This window comes from Mycoavidus sp. SF9855, from assembly GCF_024582735.1.
GTDB lineage: Bacteria > Pseudomonadota > Gammaproteobacteria > Burkholderiales > Burkholderiaceae > Mycoavidus.
Genome location: NZ_CP102085.1, coordinates 1,330,393 through 1,347,923, shown reverse-complemented (window position 1 = coordinate 1,347,923; position 17,531 = coordinate 1,330,393). Strand labels below are relative to the sequence as shown.

Genomic DNA, 17,531 nt, shown 5'->3' with positions numbered 1-17,531 from the left:
ACCTCTGCTCGTCGGCTGGGTCGTGCTAGTCGCAGTACGCGAGCACGTTTAGGCTTGCGTCGAGTTGTGTTCTTGAGGTGCGCTCTCAGCAGAGAGGACAGCGTCACTTCCATCAGTCTTATCCAGTTCCTGTGCCAAGGCTTGTGCTTCGTCTAAATCTTCATCGGTAATAGCGTAGGTGTCATTGGCTTTGAGGCGTTTTAGACTATGCGCTTCGTTGATGACCCCTTGCATCAGATAGATTTGATCGGTCTCAGCGCGGATTTTTTCAGCGTTGGCCCGTTCCGCTTCGCTCAATTGCCACAGGGGCTTAAATTCAATCACCAAATCTTTGAGCTTATGACCGAGCTCAGACATGGCCATCACGTCGTAAATCTTTTCGACTTGAGGCCGTAAAATGGTTTCTTGCTTGGCTTTGAGTGCATCGTAATAGTTGCGAATATCGCTCTCGCCAGTGGCACTCATGCCGGTTGGGGATTGGCCCAATAGACGTGTCGCTGGAATGTCGGCAGCCCCTGAGATGCGTTGTAGGAACATCGTGGCGACTTCGCCAACTCCGCCAAAATTAATGGTTTTTTGCTGATAATCATCGGCGCTATCGAGTAGCAGCATCCGATTAAAGGATTTGGCGAGATTGACGATTTCAAAGCGCTTTTGGACTTCGCGTGTGCCTTCATCGCTATTCAGCTTGTTCGTGAGCCCCTCGATTTTTAAGATATCGACGCACATCTCAAAGAACATGCTGGCTGTGCCACTGGCCACCGTATCGCCGCGTTGTAGCTCATCGTAGATGGGCTGTAAAACACTGTCGTGCCAAAAGCTTTCTTTATTTAAGATGTCCCACGGCACCAATGCGCCATCAGAGAAAATGAGGCGGCTTGCATGAATGACTTGCTGGGTGCGAGGGATTCGATACTGCTCAGGTCGCCAGTAGTCGGGACGGTTTAAGTCGATAGGGAGTGACTGCTTATCCACCGTGAGTTGGTGGCGATCAAGTGCGATAAAGCCCTGCAGTGCACCACGCCGGATGCGTTCGACTTCTAACGGTGTCGCAGGGTCTTCACCAGCTAAGCTGATATATAGCGCTGAGCCGCCAAAGAGACGCCCCCATTTCAGGTTGTTCGTTAACAGCGTAACCAGCTTAAAACGCTTTTCGGCGACTTCTAGTTTGTCTTTACTGCTTTCATCTTTGGTCTCGAGCGTCAGCCATTCCCGAGTCATATCCTCAGCAGGTGCATCCACGATTTTGCGGGCCAGCCAGTTTGAGCGGTACATTGTGATGAGCTCTTCGCGTCCAACGACCTTGCGCCATGCATATTGGTTATACGCCATCTTGTCGCGGCCATCCATTAAGCCTGCGATCAAATTGGTCAGGCTGTCTTGGGTGATGTCCGTTGATTGGACCGTCAAGGCGGGTGTAGCTTGCGCCACTTTGTTTTTATGCTTTTTTGACAAAATTTAACTTAAACAGTAAATTCGAGTAAAATAAAAGTTGGGTGCTTGGTGTTTCGGCTTCATGTTGTTTCCCTTCTAAATCTCCCCGAGATGCCGAGCGCCCACTTTCCTTTAAGTCCATCCCGACCAATCTGAGCTTTTCGCTAATAAATCCGTAATCGCATCAATCATTGGATCAATCTGGTCATCATGCGCATGGGTGTTGTTCGGTGTGAAGGCTTCGCACTCAGCAATAAAATCTTTAACCCAAGGCGCGGTTTTCGGCAGTACGATGCGTTTAGCTTCAATGTAAGCCAGAACCCCCATCACGCGGGTGAGCTTGTCGGTGCCGCGAGGAATGCCTTTAACGGGGATATGGCCATCTTCCTGGATATCTTGAATCAATCCGGTGCCTGAGGATTTATCCTCAACTAGCATTTGTGCCAAGGATGCGCTGGTTTTGTGATCATAGGGCTTGTGCATATTCCAAAAGGCAATCGCACGGCGCTTTAACTCTGGCGCCGGCCATTTTCCGCGGATTAAATCGAGCAAGTACAGACGGTTATCTTCGCCCAAGCCCCACAGTTGAAACACGCTGTAATCGTTGTGCTCAGCAGTCTTTTGAGCTGTATCCGCATAAATTTTGCGTAGGCGAATGCGAGACGGAGTTTCGTAATATGAAAACCACTCACTTTTGATTAAATCGCCACCGAGTGCGCGAGGTTGCTGCTGGTACTGGCTGGTAAACACATACCGATCAGCTTGCTCAAGCGCGCATAAATCCCCTAGAGGCTCTTTGTACGGCCAGTAGCTAAACCGTCCGTGTTCATCTCGTAGAGAACTATCTATCTTGTCTCGATAGCATGGGGGCAGGGCGGCCACATACGCATCATCCAACAGGGCTGGAATTGAAACGAAGGTCCAGTCGCCAGGTACTTTCCCCATTTGGATAAAGCCGGTGGGGTCTTCTTCAGCTAAGCGCTGCATAATGACGACAATCGGCGTATCTGGATGCGCCTTACGGCTTTTAACGGTGGACACCAGCTTACGATTCGCTTTATCTCGTGAGGCTTTGCTATACGCATCTTCAACCTTAAGAGGATCATCAATGATGAGTGCGCCTTGCCAGTCTGGAGCCATATGGCCTGCGCGGAAACCGGTAATTTGACCCCCAAGAGAGACCGCATAGACGCCACCAGCCTTCTTGCCGTCGAGCAGCACATTCCAGCGCTTTTTGCTTTTAGCATCCTGAGCAATCGCTAACGGCCACAGCGCTTGATATTCATCGCTACGGATAATCTCTCGCGCCATTTCAGAGTTGAGTAAGGCCAGATCGTCAGAGTATGAAATATGCAGAAAGCGAGCTCGAGGATTCAAAGCTAAGCCACGTGCGATCAAATTAATCGCCACCAGCTCAGTCTTGGAGGAACCTGGTGGCACATTAATGACAACATTCTTTAGCTCGCCATCGATGACTTTTTGCACCGTGTCGGCAATCAAAGCATGATGCCAGTTCAGATGAAACGGAATGCCCTGGCGGTGCTTAAAGAAATACCGAGTAAAAAACAGATGATCCCGTTCGCACTTAGCCTTAGCGACCGCCCGAATCACCTCTGGATCAATAATTGTCCTCAAGGTGGGCGACAGCTGCTTTGACTTGAGTTTCATCTACGACAGTGATTTTTTGTTCAATCGGGCCATCATTTGCGCCGCTTATATTCTGCTGGATGCGGTCACCATACTTCTTAGGAGCTAATTGACCGGCGAGCCATTTACGGGCATCGACGCGCAGTCTAGAACGATTGATTGCTTCATGTTGCGTCCGCTCGTTACCCTGTGCATCCATTTGAATATCTCTTGCCGAATCATCCGCAATATCCAAAATCTCATCAGCGAGCGTGTCGGCTTGCACCTCTCGCGCGCGTGCGTATTGATCTCTAAATGACTCATACTGCGTGAGCCATCGATACACGGTCGCTTGATAGGGCATCTCTTTATCGGCGCAAATGGAGCGCAGACTTTGACCGACCATCAAGCGCTCACAAATCTTTGTCGCTAGTATAGTGGTGTATTTGCTGGTTCGAGCCATCGTTAGAGGAAAAGCAAACAGGCATAAAAAAAGGCAGCTTCTAGGCTGCCTGACGCTGAAAATGAGTGGGAAAACATCCAGTAAAAAGCGCTCAAAAAAGCTGCTGAATCTTTAGGACGGATTAACCCGCACAAATATTATCACTTTGGCTATCACTTTACAGAACTTAATTTATCACTTTTTTTAGCGGTGTGCCTAAGTGCGAAATGTAATAAGGGAGCATATGAGTGCGCCAAAAGATTGGCTAGGGCCGCTTGATTTATAACCAGTACCTCTCTTTGGAACGCGATCTATCTTGACAGCGAGTAGTTTATAAACTACCATTTTTCCATGGCTATAGAACTTAAGCAAACAGAAGCATTTAGAAAATGGAGAGTGCGACTCAAGGATGAACGGGCGCGAGCTTTAATCGCATCCCGCTTAGATCGACTTGCTTACGGTCATGCCGGAGATGCCGAGCCCGTAGGGCGTGGCATTAGCGAATTGCGTATTCATTACGGCCCCGGATATCGCGTTTATTTTCAAAAGCGGGGGAGTACGATCATTGTTTTGTTATGTGGTGGCAATAAGAGCACACAAGCAGATGATATCAAGAAGGCACAACGCTTGGCAGATGAATGGAGTGAATGAAATGACTGAAAAATTAACAACCTATGATCCCGCAGAAGACCTAGCCTCTGAAGAAGCTACTGCATTTTTTATGGCAGAAGCATTTAAGACCGGTGATGTTGGATATATTGCACATGCGCTAGGTGTTGTTGCTCGAGCCAAAGGGATGAGCCAAATTGCGAGCCAAACAGGGCTTTCCAGAGAGCAACTTTATCGTTCTTTTAGCGAGCAGGGTAACCCTACCTTGAAAACAACAATAAAGGTCATGAAAGCCCTTGGCATTGAACTTACGGCCTTATTGCCTACATCACCAGCATTCTAATATTAATCGAGCGGTGCTGACCCCACTTTGGGATTAGCCATGCCAGCGATATAAGGCAAATCCGCCTCGTTTAGAGGAAAGTGAGCGACGAAAAACACAGCCTATCGCTTCAAGTTCGTGAATTACATTGGCAATTTGTATTCTAGCTCGATGTCTTAGTGCAGGAGAAGGGGCATTCCCTACGACAGACTTAATTAACTCTTTCATTCTAAAATCCCGCTCAGGATAAGCGCTCATCAGGTCCATAATTTCTCGCGCATATTTCATCCAAATGCCCTTTCAATCCGAAAGCATCCGCTACGTAAAATCGTCTCATAAGTGGCAAGCGACATTTTGAGGCGTCGTGCAGCTCCGGCTCTGCCATAGCGTGCTCGGCCAGAGTCCCAGGGGTGAATGTATTCTGCTTTCATCACGTGTTGCTCTTGTTTCAACATCGCAACGTAAGCTCGTTGCACAATTTCGGCGTGCGGAACATAGGGTGGAGGAGGAAGTGTTTCGGCCTCACCTAGATCACTTGGCGCACGATAGTAACGCTCGGCAGAAGTACACTGAGTAGGTGGCAAAGGATGCGGCCATGGACCCGACCAGCACCAGCGTACCCAATTCTGTATTTCGTACTCCACCCATTCTGGAATGAGCCGCCATGAAGCGTGTTGTTGAATACTCATGTTTTAGCTAAATTTCCTCATACGATGTTTGTACGTTTGTATGATATGTCGACGATTCTCGATTTTTTGTACATATGCTGCTAAATTTGTCGATCCAGTAGACATAAAATTTTTCATCATTTCACTGTTGAGAATTGATCGGGGAAACCTCTCACCTCGACTTCAACGCGGGGGATACCATACCGCTTGCTGGCGCACACATCGATGACTTGTGAATCATCTTTCCACGTCACGCCATTTGCGCCGTCTTTGATTGCTTTGATGATGTTGTCGAGATCGGGGCGTTTAGTGGGTTTAACTATACCAATGGCTGCTGCTTGTTGCTTTTTGAGGCTCCAACTGCTTGGGATCGGCAGGAACGCTCGCACAATCAGCGCCACCGCAGACTCGATCGGTGTTTGTTCGCCCATCGCTTGCTGTGCAGCCAACCGGACTAGGTTTTCGTAGCAGGCAGTCTTTTCTGGGGTGTAGTGCGCGACGTTGCCGTTACGAACAAACGACCGGGCACGACCTTTAGCAACGGGCTGGCCTGGGATAATGAAAGTGATGATATCTGGCATTTTTTACTCGGAAAAATCAAATCAATGTCGCTTTATGCGGCCACCTGTTGCACTTCGTTTTGTGAGAGCAGGGATAATTTTTCTGCGTCCAGTGGCGTAAACTCGATTAGCGGTTTATCCGTGCCTTGGCGCATCACACGTTGCGCTGTTGTCGGATTACCCACTAACACCTGTGGCGCAGTTTCAAATCCATGCTGCCGATTAGTCGCTTCCGCTATCCCAATCAACGCGGATGGATAGTCTGGCACTTCGCTACGCATCCGATACCCACGGTAACGATTAACAAATTCATTGCGTACAAACGGCCAATCTTTTTCGTTTTGGGTGCTGAGTTGCACCCAACCTCCCATTTCCTGCAAGGTGCGATGAATCAGCGGATCGTCGAAAACCATGCTTTGGTACGGTCCTTTCTCACGCATCGCTCGATCCACTTTGCTCCAGGCCGTTAACGCAGAATCTTGCGTTGATCCTTGCAGCATCTTGTGAACATCGGCTATTTTGGGCATGAACTGGCCTGAGTCAGGATTGTTTACATGCCGGTTCAATGCTTCGCGCACAGCGGATAAGTCATACGCTTGCAAGCCTTGCCAGTAGAGCGCGATGACCCCAGGCGTCAGGTCACGTCCGTACATGGCTGAGACGGCTTGCAGCAGTGCATCGAATGCGTTGAAGTCACTGGCTTTCATGGGTTTCTTCTCCGAAAATCAGTGCCTTGGCCTGACGCCCAGCTTCGGCATTCCTGGCCTCTAACGCAGCCTGTTTGTTTAGCTCGGGTGACCCACGGCGCTTGAGCTCAAAAAGCCCCTTCCAGTTGCTCACGATGCTTTGGTCTATCACAGCGGAAGGATCGTGACCATCGTCACGGAGCCGTGAAAGCTGAGCAATCGCCCGGACTTGAGCGTCATCACTCATCGGCGCTTTCAGGCGCTTTCGATGCTCCACGAAGGCTTCCCAATCGGCCAAAGCCAGCCAGTCCGGCAACGTCACGGCGGGCACATCGTGCACGCTAGGGGTTAAAGGGGAGTTATCCCCTTTAGGTTTTGAAGAAGAAGGTGAAGATGAAGAAGAAGATGAAGGGGTTAGACTTTGCTTGTCGCTCTGCTTAGTCGCTTGGTTGGTAGTTGCTTGTGATTTTGCTCGAGCTTTGGTTGGATTTTGCTTATCCTTTTGCTTAAGCAAATTTGGATTGCCGCCTAACCTTCCTGAGTTGGCTCGGATAACCCGCAAGTGTTCATCGTTCACCATTCTGCGTGAGTAAATGCAGTCTGTTTGAGTGCGCGAGAACACGCCAGCGCTTTCAAGTTCGTTAAGTAACCCCTTAACCATTTTCTCAGTTTCGCCAATTAGGCGGGCAAGCTGAACGATGCTCATCGCCTTGCCATTAATCGCAAGTTGTCCATATGGCTCGCACTCATGCATGATGCATAGCATCTCAATCCATAAGCCGCGAGCAGCTACGGAACAGCTTTGTAAGGCAGAATCTTTGCGCCAATCGGCGGGGTAGAATTGGAAGGCAGGTCGCTTCATCTTTAAGAAACCTCCTAAGCGGCTTTACAAAATCTTGAGTGCAGTGCGGTCAGCTTAAAGATCAGCGCAAACGTGAAAACATCTTTGTCTCGTGCGTTCTGGTATGCCTCCTTGATAAGAGAAATAGATTTTGAGGTCGGCTCTTCCAGTAATGAATCCAGAGTTTGATCGTAAGTGAATAGTTCTTTGAGTTCTTCCAGTTGATTTGAATGCATATCCATCCTGATAAGTAATAGAGAGAATAGGAAAATTATTTATGCCGCCAACGCCTGGAATAATCCAGGTGCAGAGATATTGGGAGAAAGCCACAACACTTCTGTTCGCGCAGCACTGCCACGATAAGAGGCTGCGTGTGTGCTCTTAGTGAATCGATGCCAACCTGTGAGCATCGACTCATATAACTCATGCGCGTAACCCGACACAATGACGCTTCCCTTAAGCTTTTGTAGCGCTGTCAGTAATTCAACGTGGTCATCGCTCGTCATCTCATGCCGATAACAGGCACTCCCCATCTGACGCGTGGCAGGCAGATAAGGGGGATCGACGTAAAATAAAGTATCGGGTTTATCGTGTGTTTTGAGTATTTGAAGCGCGGGTCTATTTTCAATCAAGACCCCTTGCAGGCGCTGACTAAAGCTTTGAATGTATTCTGGAATGCGGGCCCATATATCCATCACAGTGCTTTTACGTGTTGTGTCAATACGAAAGCCGGTTTTTCCTTTGGTAGCCCCAGCTGAGCCAAACCCCATTTCGGCTCGGATCAAAGTACGGCGAGCACGCTCAACCGGATCGTCACAGGGCTCCCAAGCACGCTCAAACTCAGTTCGAGCATAGGGTGTAAGTGTGAGCAATTCGGTGAGTTGGGTGCGCAATACGCCGTCCTGCAATACACGCATGACATTGACAATGTCGCCATCCAGATCGTTGTAAACTTCTGCTTGGCTACGGAATTTTTGCATCAATACAGAAGCCGCACCCCCGAAGGGTTCAACGTAAACCCGGTGAGGTGGAAAATGACTGATGATCCAGTCTGACAACCGGAACTTGCCACCGTGGTAACGCATAATCGGACGGGTTGGTTTGGTCATATCATCTCTTTAAAAATCGCGGCCCTATTCATCCCGCACCTTCTCTGCCAATGAATCTCGTTTTTCGCCACAATGTCCATATGCATAATCACGAAGGATTTTGCGAATGAACGGCGATAACGATTCCGCCCCTTGGCGCGCAGCCATGACTTTTAGGTCGCTTTTAAGCGTTTCATCAAGCCATACTCGGATATCGTCAATAAACTTTTCGCGTTTTCGATTCACCACTTCTTCAACTCAGAGTAAAAGTACATATGATTGAAAATGAAATTAAGCCTGGTTCATTAGTTTTAGAGCCGCAAAATAATAGAAAGACGGTTCTTGCGAAGGCCGCTTTCGAACGCCTTAACTCCGGGATTCGAGAACGAATTTCGGTAGAAGTCTTGATTCCAGTTCGCGGTAAAACTTTGGAAGCCATTCAAGGGCACTTTTTCCAATATGCTTCGAAAATGCTAGAAGAGTTTTGGTTTGCGAATGATCCACAGAAATTTTGGAGACCGGTATAACAGCCTTTCTCTGCGCGCAGCAGAACTCGTAAGCCCATTCGGTCGTGATTATTTCGGTGTGCATTTAGGTAGCCTTTAGCCTTAATTTGAGCGAGCACAGTCATCAGCTATGTTTGATAGAAGCTGTTTAGATATTTCTTCGGTGGACGCAGGGCGACAGCGCTCTTCGTACAATGAGATCAATCTTGACCCGATTTTGTAAGAGAAGCGATGCCCGCGCCGCCCGAGCGACAGGGCGGAGATCATCGATTGAGAACACGGAACAAGCTGAGCCAATTTATTTTGAGTGAGCCCAGTAGCCAGTAATTTGAGTACAGTTTGTTTGATATCCATAGCTAATTATCACTTAGGTGATTTTATGTGTCAACACCAAAGAACTTTAATTTTATAATACATTTGTGCTATGGAAACTCTAGCTAAACGGCTCATCTGGGCCCGTCATCAGAAAAAAATGCCGCAGGCGATACTTGCGAAATTGGTTGGAATTACCCAATCAGCGATTGGAAATTTGGAAGCAGGTTCGAGGCTGTCCAGTCGGCATACTGCCAAAATTGCAGCAGTGCTCGGAGTGGACGCGCTCTGGCTTTCGGACGGAACAGGCCAGCCTTGTCCAGGTGGAGTAGGAAAAAGAGCGGCCCAGAATATTTTTACAGAAGGCCAATCGCTGGCAGAGTTATGGCAGGTTGATGCAGCGCTGCGCCAGGCAGCAGCGGCAGTGGCAAGAGCTCAAGCCCTGGTCCGGGAGTACATCGTAACTCGTGAGGGCTGTGCTGCTTTAGTACTGCCTAAGCTGGACATCGGCACAAGGGTTGAAGAAGATAGTGTATTAAGTGAAGTTCACGACTCATCTGGGGATACCCGAAAACGCGGGCAGGGAAAGTAAAACTGAAGGTGGGTATCTGTAATCAATAGCAGCTCTGCATTGATTACAAAGACCGAGTCTATGAAATATAAATCGCACGCTTAATTCCAACCCGGGGATCTCTGGGAGTTACGCCTGAGCTCCATATTTATGCCGAAGTACTGATCGGAAAATTCTGTTGATGCCTGAATCCTGTATTTTGCCAAACTAAAAATAGAAGCACTTAAACTTTAAGTCAGCCTAGCTGCCACTCATTAAAGCGTTCGATAGCCACCTTTTGATCTTTGATCCAGTATGTCGCATCGGTACACAAACCCTTGTTAAGATTGGCTGGATAAGTTGGAAGAAGTGTCTTTTGCTTGGGATTAATATATTTAAAGGCATCGGGCTGCACTGGACCAACTCCGAGCTGAGCAAAAAGCGCCTGCCGCTTCGGATGGGAGACAAATTTGATAAACTGGCGGCATATATCGAGGTTAGGGGTTCCTTTTAAGATAGCCCAATTTTCGCATTTATAAATATGTTGATCCCATGCAATCGAAACCGGTACGCCTGCTTTAATAGCTTCTTGTACCCGGCCAGTCCAAATCAGAGCTAAATCAATTTCGCCGTTTTTTAATAATTGCTCTGACTGTGGCCCATACATCCACCAAACGGCAATTTGAGATTTTATTCTGTCTAAACTGGCAAATGCCGCATCGAGATCACAAGGATAAACTTTTTCAGCAGAGACACCACTAGCCATCAAGGCAGCTTCAATAGTATCAAAGGGATGCTTACGCAGCGTGCGACGACCAGGAAAATTTTCTACATCCCATAGGTCTTTCCATGATTCTGGAGCTTGGCGTCCCTTGAATTTGTCAGTTCGATATGCCAGCACTGTTGAATATACATTCGACCCAATACCGTAGGGTGATATAAACTCCTTGGGAATCGACGAAATAATGTGATCGTCCTCAAGTCCATGCAGTTCTAAAAAAATTCCACCTGTTGTTAGAGACTGAACGGCTCTATGGCTAATCGCCGCAATATCCCATAGCGGTCGCTTGGATTCAACCATCATTCTAATTTGTGCAGTCGGCTCTGGTGGCGACGTAACACTAATAACTTTAATACCAGTTACTTTCATAAAGGGCTTGTAAAGCACCTCTGTATATACTTCAGAGAAGACTCCGCCTGAATCTCGGACCACGATTTCTCTTGAGGCCGAGCGGGAAGGCGTCCAAACGAATGGACTAGAAACGATAGCAGCAGAAAGTGCTATTTTTTTGATTGCTTGGCGGCGATTGATGACAAATTGCTTCTTATCGTTCATGCAGTTTCTCCTAAAATATTTTTCAGTGTGTGATTTTCAAGTTACACACTGAAAAACGCTCTAGACGCATAAAAAATCGCAATCTTCTTTTGGTCTAAGATTAGATTGATTCTGTTGAAAAATCGAGAATTTTGTTGCGATTAAATTTAGCAGTCGGTTCGCTGCTGGAGAAAGAGGCCTGCCTCGCCTGACAATTAAACAGGCTTTCATAGAAGTAAAGGCTGGATGATCGATTTCAAATGGTACGAGTTGATTCGCTTGAATTTCGTGGCGCGCTGCAAAAGATGATATGAGCACTCCACCACGGCCAGCAATGGCGGCTTTTTTTCTTGCGGAAATGGAATCACTAGTAAACGCTGGAAGCAGTTGAATTTTTTCTGAACGCTCTAACGATTGAATTATTTTTCCTATGTTGTAATGGGGCGGAGGTTGCACAATCGGATAAACAGCTATGTCTAACAAAGTTCCTTTTCTTTTTTTAGCAAGCGGATGGGCATTATTTACAAGTATGTTTAGGGGTAAAGGCGCATGTGCATGGCAACGAATATCTGAGTGATCGGGATAATGGCTATGTATGATCCCTATATGAGCCTTATCTTCGAGTACTGTAGTGATTATTTGAGGGGTGCTATCAACTTCTTGAACTCCAATAGCGCAAGTAGAATGTTCATGACAAAAATCGTTAATGACCTCTTCCATAAGTGCATCAATATAGGTAGCGAACGTAGCAATATTGATATTGCCACGTTTCATATTACCCAATTCTTGCAAGGTGGTTTCCATACGATCTCTCAGTGCATGAGACTCCCAATAATATTTAAGCACGATCTCAGCCGCCTCGGTCGGCTTCATACCCTTTGGTCCGCAACGCTCAAACAAAATAGTGCCAAGCCCTTCTTCCAGAAGGTGGATTTGCTCAGACACCACTGGCGGAACAGTGTTCATATTATTAGCCGCGGCGCTAATTGATTTATGTTTCACTACTTCCTGGAAACAATCCAACCACTTCTGCTTAATATCCTTCCATTGATTCACTGTTTTCATAAAAGCCCATTCACTTAAAGATACATGGCGCTAATTTTAGCCAAATCACTAACGACAAAAAGGTATTACCAGTATTGTCGAGAATGCTCACGCCGAACATACTAGCACCGAAATATGCTACTTGGAGATAGGAGCATTTCTGATACAACAAGACCTTAATTTCGTGCTCCGTCTCAGCAATGCCATTGCTTTTTTTGTGAGGTGTGCCTTTAGTTTATAAAGCCTCAAAAACTCTTAGAGGCCACCTTTGATAGCAAGTGATAAATAAATAATTCAGATCAAGGAGATATAGAAAAATGAATACTCACTCTGTTGATAGCAGTGTTTTGATGCATAAAAAGTGGCGATATTTTCTGCGGCGGTATCAGATGGGTATCTTTCACCGCCTGTCCAGTTATGCCTACTGGCAAAAGCTCATGCACAGACGCATCGGCACTATTCTTTTACTGGTATAGACTGCCTCGGATTTTTTTGACTTTTAAAAAAATTCCGGCGATATTTCTATCAGATAGCGCTCCTTGGCGTACACGGTTTTACCTGCGCTGAATCAGGATAGCGTATCCGAAGTCTATATCGGAGGAGGGCCTGTTATCGCGAGCCTTTTTCACTCCGCCACCCATATCATGATTGAGGGCATTTGTGCTTCTAGAGTGATGAAGTAATGCCAGTATAAGCACGCCATCAATGATATGTCGTATGTAATGCCTCTTATAAATTTCAATACTGGAGCACTATGAGCAATGTCATTTCCTTCCGGCAGTATGCAGAAAGCGAGCAAAAAGATGAACGACCAGAAGCCATTTCGTGGATTTCGGTCTGGGCTGACTGTAATGGGCGGTATTGTATCGAAGCTACGGGGGCATATAGTGGCCGTAGTGATTTGATTTCTCTAGCGCTTGCGTCAGCGCTTACGGCCCTATTAAAAGTGAATTCAAATATATAAAGCCTTGGGATACGGAGCATCCGGCTAGCTCCCAAACAGAGACATCGATAAAAACGCTCACAATTCTTCCATTCGATCCACGAAAGTTATAAGAAAAAATAACACTATAGTTGACATCTATTAAACACTTAAGTATTATTCATTTGCAAAGAAATATTTCTTAAGTGTTACTTAAGGAAAGGTATCGATGTCCTTGCATATCGGCAACACGAAAGGGCATGGAACTGACCGGAATTCTGAACAAATCGATGGAAAACTGAAAGAGGAATATTGAGTGGAAAGCTTGATTGTTATTACACCTACAAAATTTCAAGGGCATTCCGTACCGACCGTTAATGCGCGTGACTTGCATGTATTTTTGGACGTTGCAACGCCCTTCAAAGATTGGAGTGCTCGTCGAATTGCAGAATTTGGATTCGAAGATGGGAAGGACTTTTGCTCATTTTTGAGCAAAAGTACCGGTGGCCGACCTTTAAAAGAATATGCCTTGACTCTGGAAATGGCTAAAGAACTGTCAATGGTCGAGCGTAGCGAAAAAGGTAAACAGGCCCGACAGTATTTCATTGAATGTGAGCGCCGTACACGCTCTCCTGCAATAGATTTGCATGGCTTGCTTAATGATCCAAAGCAGCTACGCACGATACTACTGACGTATACCGAAGAGGTCGGGGCGCTGCGAAGCCAGGTGGAAGAATTAAAACCTAAAGCTGATTTTTATGACCATGTCGGAAAAGCTATCAATGCTCAAACTGTGCAAGAAGTAGCCAAAGTCATTGGCACTGGACCTAAAAGACTTTTTGCCTGGCTGCGTGAGCGCCGTTTATTGATGCAGAACAATCTACCGTATCAAGAACAGATTGAAGCTGGACGCTTTCGCGTGATTGAGCGGCAGTATGAAGACCCGAGAGGCGAAAATCATATCTATGCGCGCACCTTGATTACTGGAAAAGGGTTGACGTGGATTCAGAAGCAGTTTGTTCAAGGAGCGACAGCATGAATGATGAAACCATCAATGTGATTGCTGTATGCCAGAGCGCTGTGGAAAATAAATTCGCCTTCACTCAACCTGGAAAAAGGTTGAACAGACAATTACCGATCAATACGGCAAGAACAGACAGACAAAATTTAATAAAGTCTTTTTTGCTCAAATATTGGCCTATAAACCACATGCCTATGGTCATCATTACAAGGCCAAGAGCAGCAGGTGTAGACATATTTGGAGTTAAAGCATTAGATATTCAGGAGAATATTAGGGAAGAGGCTTACTCAGAAAACAATCAAAAGAATGCTCTCGCAACAAGCGCAAGTACTCCGCCAATAATTGCACCTAACCCCCATTTTAGCATCGAGATTTCAGTCTTTAAAACAACGAACATCTTTTCCATATCGTTGCGCAATGAAGCATTTATGGCAACCATATCTTTACGCAGGTCGCTGATTTCATGGCGCAAGCCTGTCTCGAGTCTATCTAAGTCATTTCTTATAGCAGACTCATATTCCCGCAGATCAGTTTTGGTTGCTAACTCTGCTGTCTCGTGTGAATTTTTTACGGCGATAGAAAAAGCTTTCGCTTGCGCCTCTGGCACCCCAGCATCTTTAAGCGTCTCAACAAATTGCAATGTATCGAATGCAACTGCACCCATAGTTAGTACCTCCTGTATTCAGATTCTAGCACAACCTTTTCTTTCTACTATTTCCACCAGAAAAGCTGCAAATGAAGGTGAATTCTGCACATGGAGTATGTCATGAACTTGAATGAACTGATGCGAAAAGCTGAGGCCAGCTACGACCGATTACAGGCACGCTCAGAAGCTGCCGATGAAGATTACTGCGCGCGTGCTGACGAAGTTGGAGAAAACATGACATTCGATGACCTACTAGAAGCCATGCTGGATTTATCCGATTCGGTCAAAAAACAAGCACTGCATGATGCTGCCCAGGCTAAATCTACCGATTTGATTGCTGAAACCTATGAGCGCCTTTTGCAAGCGCAGACAGGAAAAGCGCTGCAAAAAGCGACTACCTGTGCCCGGCATCTGGCTCTTTATGAGAGTTAAAGCCATGCAAGAACTAAATCGATCCAAAATTTCACAGAGGAAAGAGCCATGTCAGAACAATTGATAAGTCCAAAGAAATATGAGTTAGTTGAAGATGATTTCATTGAGTCATCAAATAGAAAGCTCTTCCGAATCCGTGCCTTGATTGATTTTGGTCGTGCCAAGATTGGTGAGCTCGGTGGTTATATCGAAAAAGAAGAGAACCTGAGCCAGCTCGGTTATGCGTGGGTGAGCGACAGTGCTCAAGTATTCGACAATGCTTGCGTATCTGATAACGCATGGGTATTAGACAGTGCGCAAGTATATGGCGATGCTCAGGTATTTGGCATTGCATCGATATCTGGCAATGCACAAGTATACGGCACTGCAGAAGTATATGAGGATGCAAAAGTATCTGACAGCGCGCAGGTGTTCGGCGATGCCGTGGTATTTGAATGCGCAAAAATATCAGGCAATGCAATAGTGTCTGGTGAGATTTGGCTGTCAGGTGATACGCATCTCTCAGGCAGCGCAATGGTATCAAGTCACCGGGATTTTGTGACCTTTGGGGGAGATGACCTGCGCACGCTGGTAACAGTTTGTCGAACTCAAACTGGAATTGAACTGACTCATAAGGGTTTTTGTGGAACTCCAGAATCTTTTTTAGAACTCATCACTCAACAGTATGGGGACAGTCGTACTACTCAGCAGTATCGAGTAGGCATCGAATACGCCCTAAACCGCTTGCAGGACGATGACTCTTTAAAAGAGGTTGCAACGTGAGCCGAACGAAACCGATGTTCAAACCACCACAACCTGCACAGAGGAAAGAGCCATGTCAGAAACCTTTATAGCACCAAAGAAATTTGAATTAGTTGAAGACGATTTCATCGAATTCTCGAGCTGTGCACTCTGTCGAATTCGGGCCTTGATGAATTTTGGCAACGTCAAGGCAGGCGAACTTGGGGGCTATATCGAAAAAGAAGCGAATTTAAGCCAGTTTGGCAAAGCATGGATATCAGGTGATGCACAGGTGTATGAAGATGCACGGGTTTCGGGTAATGCGCGTATATCTGGTCAAGTCAGTATATCGGGTCGGGCACGGATATCAGGTGACGCGCGGGTGACTCGTGATGCAAGGGTAACGGACGATGCGCGGGTGTTTGGCAATGCATATATTTCAAGCTATGCGTACATATCCGGTTATGCGCAGGTTTTTGGGTATACGAGTCTGTCAGAGCGTATGCGCTTGTCAGGCCATGCATGGGTATCAAGAGATGAAGACGTGCTCTGGTTCCCCAATCTTGGTCGCGAATATTCTGCTTTAACGGTCTATCGCACCCAAACCGGGATTGAACTCACCCATGGGATTTACTGCGGCACGCCCGAAGCCCTCCTTGAAAAGGTGATTAAACAGTATGGCCATTCGCGTACTGCTCGGGAATATCGAAAGCTGATCGAATTCGCGCAATATCGCTTGCAAGCTGATGACTCTTTAAAAGAGGTTGCAACATGAGTTGGACGAAACCGATGCTCAAACCACCACAACCTGCACAGAGGAAAAAGCCATGTTAGGAACCTTTATAGCACCGAAGAAATTTGAGTTGGTTGAAGATGATTTTATCGTGGACTGGGGCCGCAAATTATTCCGAATCCGTGCGTTGATCGATTTTGGTCGTACCAAGACTGGAGAGCTTGGTGGTTATGTGGAAAAAGAAGGGAATTTAAGCCAACTGGGTGCCGCGTGGATAACGGATGACGCACGTGTATATGGCGATGCAAGGGTATATGGCAATGCCTACGTATCTGAGAGAGCTCGTGTATCAGATCATGCGCACGTGTATGGCGATACTCGAGTCTGTGAAGACGCACAAGTGTTTGATAACGCCAGGGTGTACGAGGATGCGTTGGTATTTGGAGAGGCGAGTGTTTCTGGCCATTCTCAAGTGTACGGGGGTGCATTGGTATACGGAAATTCAGAAATATCTGGCCATGCACAGGTGTTTGGCAACACGTGTTTGACAGATGGGGACTTATCAGGCCATGCGTGGGTATCGAGCAATGAAGACACGGTTTGGCTCCCCCATGTTGACCGTGAACATTATTCTTTAACAGTCTATCGAACCCAAACTGGGTTTGAACTCACGCATGGGCTTTTCTGCGGTACGCCTGAGTTTTTCCTTGAAACAGTGATTCAAAAGTATGGCTATTCGCGTACCGCTCGGGAATATCGCCTGTTGCTCCAATTCGCTCAATCCCGCTTGCAGGCCGACGACTCTTTACAAGAGGCTGCCGCATGAATCGCCACGACAACGACTTGTTACGCGCCGCAATACGAGCGGATCGTACAGAGCTTTTCATCAAAGCAAGTACCGCTATTTTCTCTATAACTGCTTGCCTAGCAGGCGCATTTTTAATTTTCCTCGATTGGAGATTTGTGTGAACAAACTCATTACTCAATGTATCGCTGAATACAGCCAAGTTGAAGCTGGGCTAGCAGTTCTCAAGCAGAAATATGGAGAGGATGC

23 protein-coding genes are annotated in these 17,531 nt (G+C 46.7%); 10 read left to right on the top strand and 13 right to left on the bottom strand.

The annotated features are described in order from the left end of the window. Positions 1 to 48: 48 nt before the first annotated feature. The 3 genes from NQD60_RS05150 to NQD60_RS05140 form a co-directional block, all read right to left on the bottom strand. Positions 49 to 1,455 (bottom strand): DUF1073 domain-containing protein, encoded by a 1,407-nt coding sequence (locus NQD60_RS05150; protein WP_257099920.1) that lies wholly within the window; start codon positions 1,453 to 1,455, stop codon positions 49 to 51. Between the two features lie 111 nt (positions 1,456 to 1,566). Continuing rightward, positions 1,567 to 3,102, bottom strand: coding sequence for a phage terminase large subunit (gene terL, locus NQD60_RS05145; protein WP_257099919.1), 1,536 nt, complete (start codon positions 3,100 to 3,102; stop codon positions 1,567 to 1,569). After that, on the bottom strand, positions 3,053 to 3,466 hold the full coding sequence (locus tag NQD60_RS05140) for a terminase small subunit protein (protein ID WP_257099918.1): 414 nt from the start codon (positions 3,464 to 3,466) through the stop codon (positions 3,053 to 3,055). Before NQD60_RS05140 ends, terL begins: the two co-directional genes overlap by 50 nt. A 387-nt stretch (positions 3,467 to 3,853) precedes the next feature. Here NQD60_RS05140 and NQD60_RS05135 point away from each other — a divergent pair, with 387 nt between their 5' ends. Next, positions 3,854 to 4,153: a type II toxin-antitoxin system RelE/ParE family toxin gene (locus NQD60_RS05135; protein ID WP_257099917.1), complete on the top strand. Its 300-nt coding sequence runs from the start codon at positions 3,854 to 3,856 to the stop codon at positions 4,151 to 4,153. A gap of 1 nt (position 4,154) precedes the next feature. Further along, a complete protein-coding gene (locus tag NQD60_RS05130; RefSeq protein WP_257099916.1) occupies positions 4,155 to 4,454 on the top strand; it encodes an addiction module antidote protein in 300 nt (99 codons plus the stop codon). 263 nt (positions 4,455 to 4,717) lie between these two features. On the opposite strand, the gene NQD60_RS05125 is transcribed toward NQD60_RS05130, so the two are convergent. From NQD60_RS05125 to NQD60_RS05095, 7 genes are all read right to left on the bottom strand, one after another. Then, positions 4,718 to 5,122 (bottom strand): hypothetical protein, encoded by a 405-nt coding sequence (locus NQD60_RS05125; RefSeq protein WP_257099915.1) that lies wholly within the window; start codon positions 5,120 to 5,122, stop codon positions 4,718 to 4,720. Positions 5,123 to 5,238: 116 nt separating this feature from the next. Beyond that, the gene (locus tag NQD60_RS05120) at positions 5,239 to 5,682 is read right to left on the bottom strand and encodes a RusA family crossover junction endodeoxyribonuclease (RefSeq protein ID WP_257099914.1); all 444 of its coding nucleotides are present in this window, start codon (positions 5,680 to 5,682) and stop codon (positions 5,239 to 5,241) included. Between the two features lie 32 nt (positions 5,683 to 5,714). Next, positions 5,715 to 6,368, bottom strand: a complete 654-nt coding sequence (locus NQD60_RS05115) for a DUF6475 domain-containing protein (protein WP_257099913.1) — start codon at positions 6,366 to 6,368, stop codon at positions 5,715 to 5,717. Then, complete coding sequence (locus NQD60_RS05110; protein ID WP_257099912.1) at positions 6,355 to 7,209, bottom strand: hypothetical protein; 855 nt, start codon at positions 7,207 to 7,209, stop codon at positions 6,355 to 6,357. Before NQD60_RS05110 ends, NQD60_RS05115 begins: the two co-directional genes overlap by 14 nt. A 14-nt stretch (positions 7,210 to 7,223) precedes the next feature. Then, entirely contained in the window at positions 7,224 to 7,424 is a 201-nt protein-coding gene (locus tag NQD60_RS05105) for a hypothetical protein (protein WP_257099911.1), read from the bottom strand. Between the two features lie 39 nt (positions 7,425 to 7,463). Continuing rightward, complete coding sequence (locus NQD60_RS05100) at positions 7,464 to 8,297, bottom strand: DNA adenine methylase (RefSeq protein ID WP_257099910.1); 834 nt, start codon at positions 8,295 to 8,297, stop codon at positions 7,464 to 7,466. Positions 8,298 to 8,321: 24 nt separating this feature from the next. Continuing rightward, positions 8,322 to 8,522, bottom strand: a complete 201-nt coding sequence (locus tag NQD60_RS05095; RefSeq protein WP_257099909.1) for a hypothetical protein — start codon at positions 8,520 to 8,522, stop codon at positions 8,322 to 8,324. A 29-nt stretch (positions 8,523 to 8,551) separates the two neighbouring features. Between NQD60_RS05095 and NQD60_RS05090 the strand changes: the two genes are divergently transcribed. After that, a complete protein-coding gene (locus tag NQD60_RS05090) occupies positions 8,552 to 8,803 on the top strand; it encodes a hypothetical protein (protein WP_257099908.1) in 252 nt (83 codons plus the stop codon). A gap of 403 nt (positions 8,804 to 9,206) precedes the next feature. Then, on the top strand, positions 9,207 to 9,686 hold the full coding sequence (locus NQD60_RS05085; RefSeq protein ID WP_257099907.1) for a helix-turn-helix domain-containing protein: 480 nt from the start codon (positions 9,207 to 9,209) through the stop codon (positions 9,684 to 9,686). A gap of 214 nt (positions 9,687 to 9,900) precedes the next feature. Here NQD60_RS05085 and NQD60_RS05080 read toward each other — a convergent pair whose 3' ends face one another. Next, positions 9,901 to 10,980, bottom strand: coding sequence for an ABC transporter substrate-binding protein (locus tag NQD60_RS05080; RefSeq protein ID WP_257099906.1), 1,080 nt, complete (start codon positions 10,978 to 10,980; stop codon positions 9,901 to 9,903). A 60-nt stretch (positions 10,981 to 11,040) separates the two neighbouring features. Beyond that, positions 11,041 to 12,024: a LysR family transcriptional regulator gene (locus NQD60_RS05075; RefSeq protein WP_257099905.1), complete on the bottom strand. Its 984-nt coding sequence runs from the start codon at positions 12,022 to 12,024 to the stop codon at positions 11,041 to 11,043. A 733-nt stretch (positions 12,025 to 12,757) separates the two neighbouring features. Here NQD60_RS05075 and NQD60_RS05070 point away from each other — a divergent pair. Both NQD60_RS05070 and NQD60_RS05065 read left to right on the top strand, forming a co-directional pair. Next, positions 12,758 to 12,967, top strand: coding sequence for a hypothetical protein (locus NQD60_RS05070; RefSeq protein WP_257099904.1), 210 nt, complete (start codon positions 12,758 to 12,760; stop codon positions 12,965 to 12,967). 274 nt (positions 12,968 to 13,241) lie between these two features. Next, positions 13,242 to 13,964 (top strand): phage antirepressor KilAC domain-containing protein, encoded by a 723-nt coding sequence (locus NQD60_RS05065; protein WP_257099903.1) that lies wholly within the window; start codon positions 13,242 to 13,244, stop codon positions 13,962 to 13,964. 280 nt (positions 13,965 to 14,244) lie between these two features. On the opposite strand, the gene NQD60_RS05060 is transcribed toward NQD60_RS05065, so the two are convergent. Further along, positions 14,245 to 14,610, bottom strand: a complete 366-nt coding sequence (locus NQD60_RS05060; RefSeq protein ID WP_257099902.1) for a CCDC90 family protein — start codon at positions 14,608 to 14,610, stop codon at positions 14,245 to 14,247. A gap of 102 nt (positions 14,611 to 14,712) precedes the next feature. On the opposite strand from NQD60_RS05060, the gene NQD60_RS05055 reads away from it, so the two are divergent. From NQD60_RS05055 to NQD60_RS05040, 4 genes are read left to right on the top strand one after another with little or no spacing between them, the layout of a single operon-like run. Then, positions 14,713 to 15,024 (top strand): hypothetical protein, encoded by a 312-nt coding sequence (locus NQD60_RS05055; RefSeq protein ID WP_257099901.1) that lies wholly within the window; start codon positions 14,713 to 14,715, stop codon positions 15,022 to 15,024. 48 nt (positions 15,025 to 15,072) lie between these two features. Continuing rightward, positions 15,073 to 15,786, top strand: coding sequence for a polymer-forming cytoskeletal protein (locus NQD60_RS05050; RefSeq protein ID WP_257099900.1), 714 nt, complete (start codon positions 15,073 to 15,075; stop codon positions 15,784 to 15,786). A gap of 52 nt (positions 15,787 to 15,838) precedes the next feature. Continuing rightward, a complete protein-coding gene (locus NQD60_RS05045) occupies positions 15,839 to 16,519 on the top strand; it encodes an LptA/OstA family protein (protein ID WP_257099899.1) in 681 nt (226 codons plus the stop codon). 52 nt (positions 16,520 to 16,571) lie between these two features. Continuing rightward, the gene (locus NQD60_RS05040; RefSeq protein ID WP_257099898.1) at positions 16,572 to 17,303 is read left to right on the top strand and encodes a polymer-forming cytoskeletal protein; all 732 of its coding nucleotides are present in this window, start codon (positions 16,572 to 16,574) and stop codon (positions 17,301 to 17,303) included. Positions 17,304 to 17,531 lie beyond the last annotated feature (228 nt).

Coding starts and splice junctions, on each gene's coding strand:
- NQD60_RS05120 (WP_257099914.1), bottom strand. CDS start 5,682: ATGCCAGATATCATCACTTTCATTATCCCAGGCCAGCCCGTTGCTAAA.
- NQD60_RS05075 (WP_257099905.1), bottom strand. CDS start 12,024: ATGAAAACAGTGAATCAATGGAAGGATATTAAGCAGAAGTGGTTGGAT.
- NQD60_RS05070 (WP_257099904.1), top strand. CDS start 12,758: ATGAGCAATGTCATTTCCTTCCGGCAGTATGCAGAAAGCGAGCAAAAA.
- NQD60_RS05055 (WP_257099901.1), top strand. CDS start 14,713: ATGAACTTGAATGAACTGATGCGAAAAGCTGAGGCCAGCTACGACCGA.
- NQD60_RS05130 (WP_257099916.1), top strand. CDS start 4,155: ATGACTGAAAAATTAACAACCTATGATCCCGCAGAAGACCTAGCCTCT.
- NQD60_RS05040 (WP_257099898.1), top strand. CDS start 16,572: ATGTTAGGAACCTTTATAGCACCGAAGAAATTTGAGTTGGTTGAAGAT.
- NQD60_RS05060 (WP_257099902.1), bottom strand. CDS start 14,610: ATGGGTGCAGTTGCATTCGATACATTGCAATTTGTTGAGACGCTTAAA.
- NQD60_RS05080 (WP_257099906.1), bottom strand. CDS start 10,980: ATGAACGATAAGAAGCAATTTGTCATCAATCGCCGCCAAGCAATCAAA.
- NQD60_RS05050 (WP_257099900.1), top strand. CDS start 15,073: ATGTCAGAACAATTGATAAGTCCAAAGAAATATGAGTTAGTTGAAGAT.
- terL (WP_257099919.1), bottom strand. CDS start 3,102: ATGAAACTCAAGTCAAAGCAGCTGTCGCCCACCTTGAGGACAATTATT.
- NQD60_RS05105 (WP_257099911.1), bottom strand. CDS start 7,424: ATGCATTCAAATCAACTGGAAGAACTCAAAGAACTATTCACTTACGAT.
- NQD60_RS05135 (WP_257099917.1), top strand. CDS start 3,854: ATGGCTATAGAACTTAAGCAAACAGAAGCATTTAGAAAATGGAGAGTG.
- NQD60_RS05085 (WP_257099907.1), top strand. CDS start 9,207: ATGGAAACTCTAGCTAAACGGCTCATCTGGGCCCGTCATCAGAAAAAA.
- NQD60_RS05140 (WP_257099918.1), bottom strand. CDS start 3,466: ATGGTCGGTCAAAGTCTGCGCTCCATTTGCGCCGATAAAGAGATGCCC.
- NQD60_RS05115 (WP_257099913.1), bottom strand. CDS start 6,368: ATGAAAGCCAGTGACTTCAACGCATTCGATGCACTGCTGCAAGCCGTC.
- NQD60_RS05110 (WP_257099912.1), bottom strand. CDS start 7,209: ATGAAGCGACCTGCCTTCCAATTCTACCCCGCCGATTGGCGCAAAGAT.
- NQD60_RS05090 (WP_257099908.1), top strand. CDS start 8,552: ATGATTGAAAATGAAATTAAGCCTGGTTCATTAGTTTTAGAGCCGCAA.
- NQD60_RS05100 (WP_257099910.1), bottom strand. CDS start 8,297: ATGACCAAACCAACCCGTCCGATTATGCGTTACCACGGTGGCAAGTTC.
- NQD60_RS05125 (WP_257099915.1), bottom strand. CDS start 5,122: ATGAGTATTCAACAACACGCTTCATGGCGGCTCATTCCAGAATGGGTG.
- NQD60_RS05045 (WP_257099899.1), top strand. CDS start 15,839: ATGTCAGAAACCTTTATAGCACCAAAGAAATTTGAATTAGTTGAAGAC.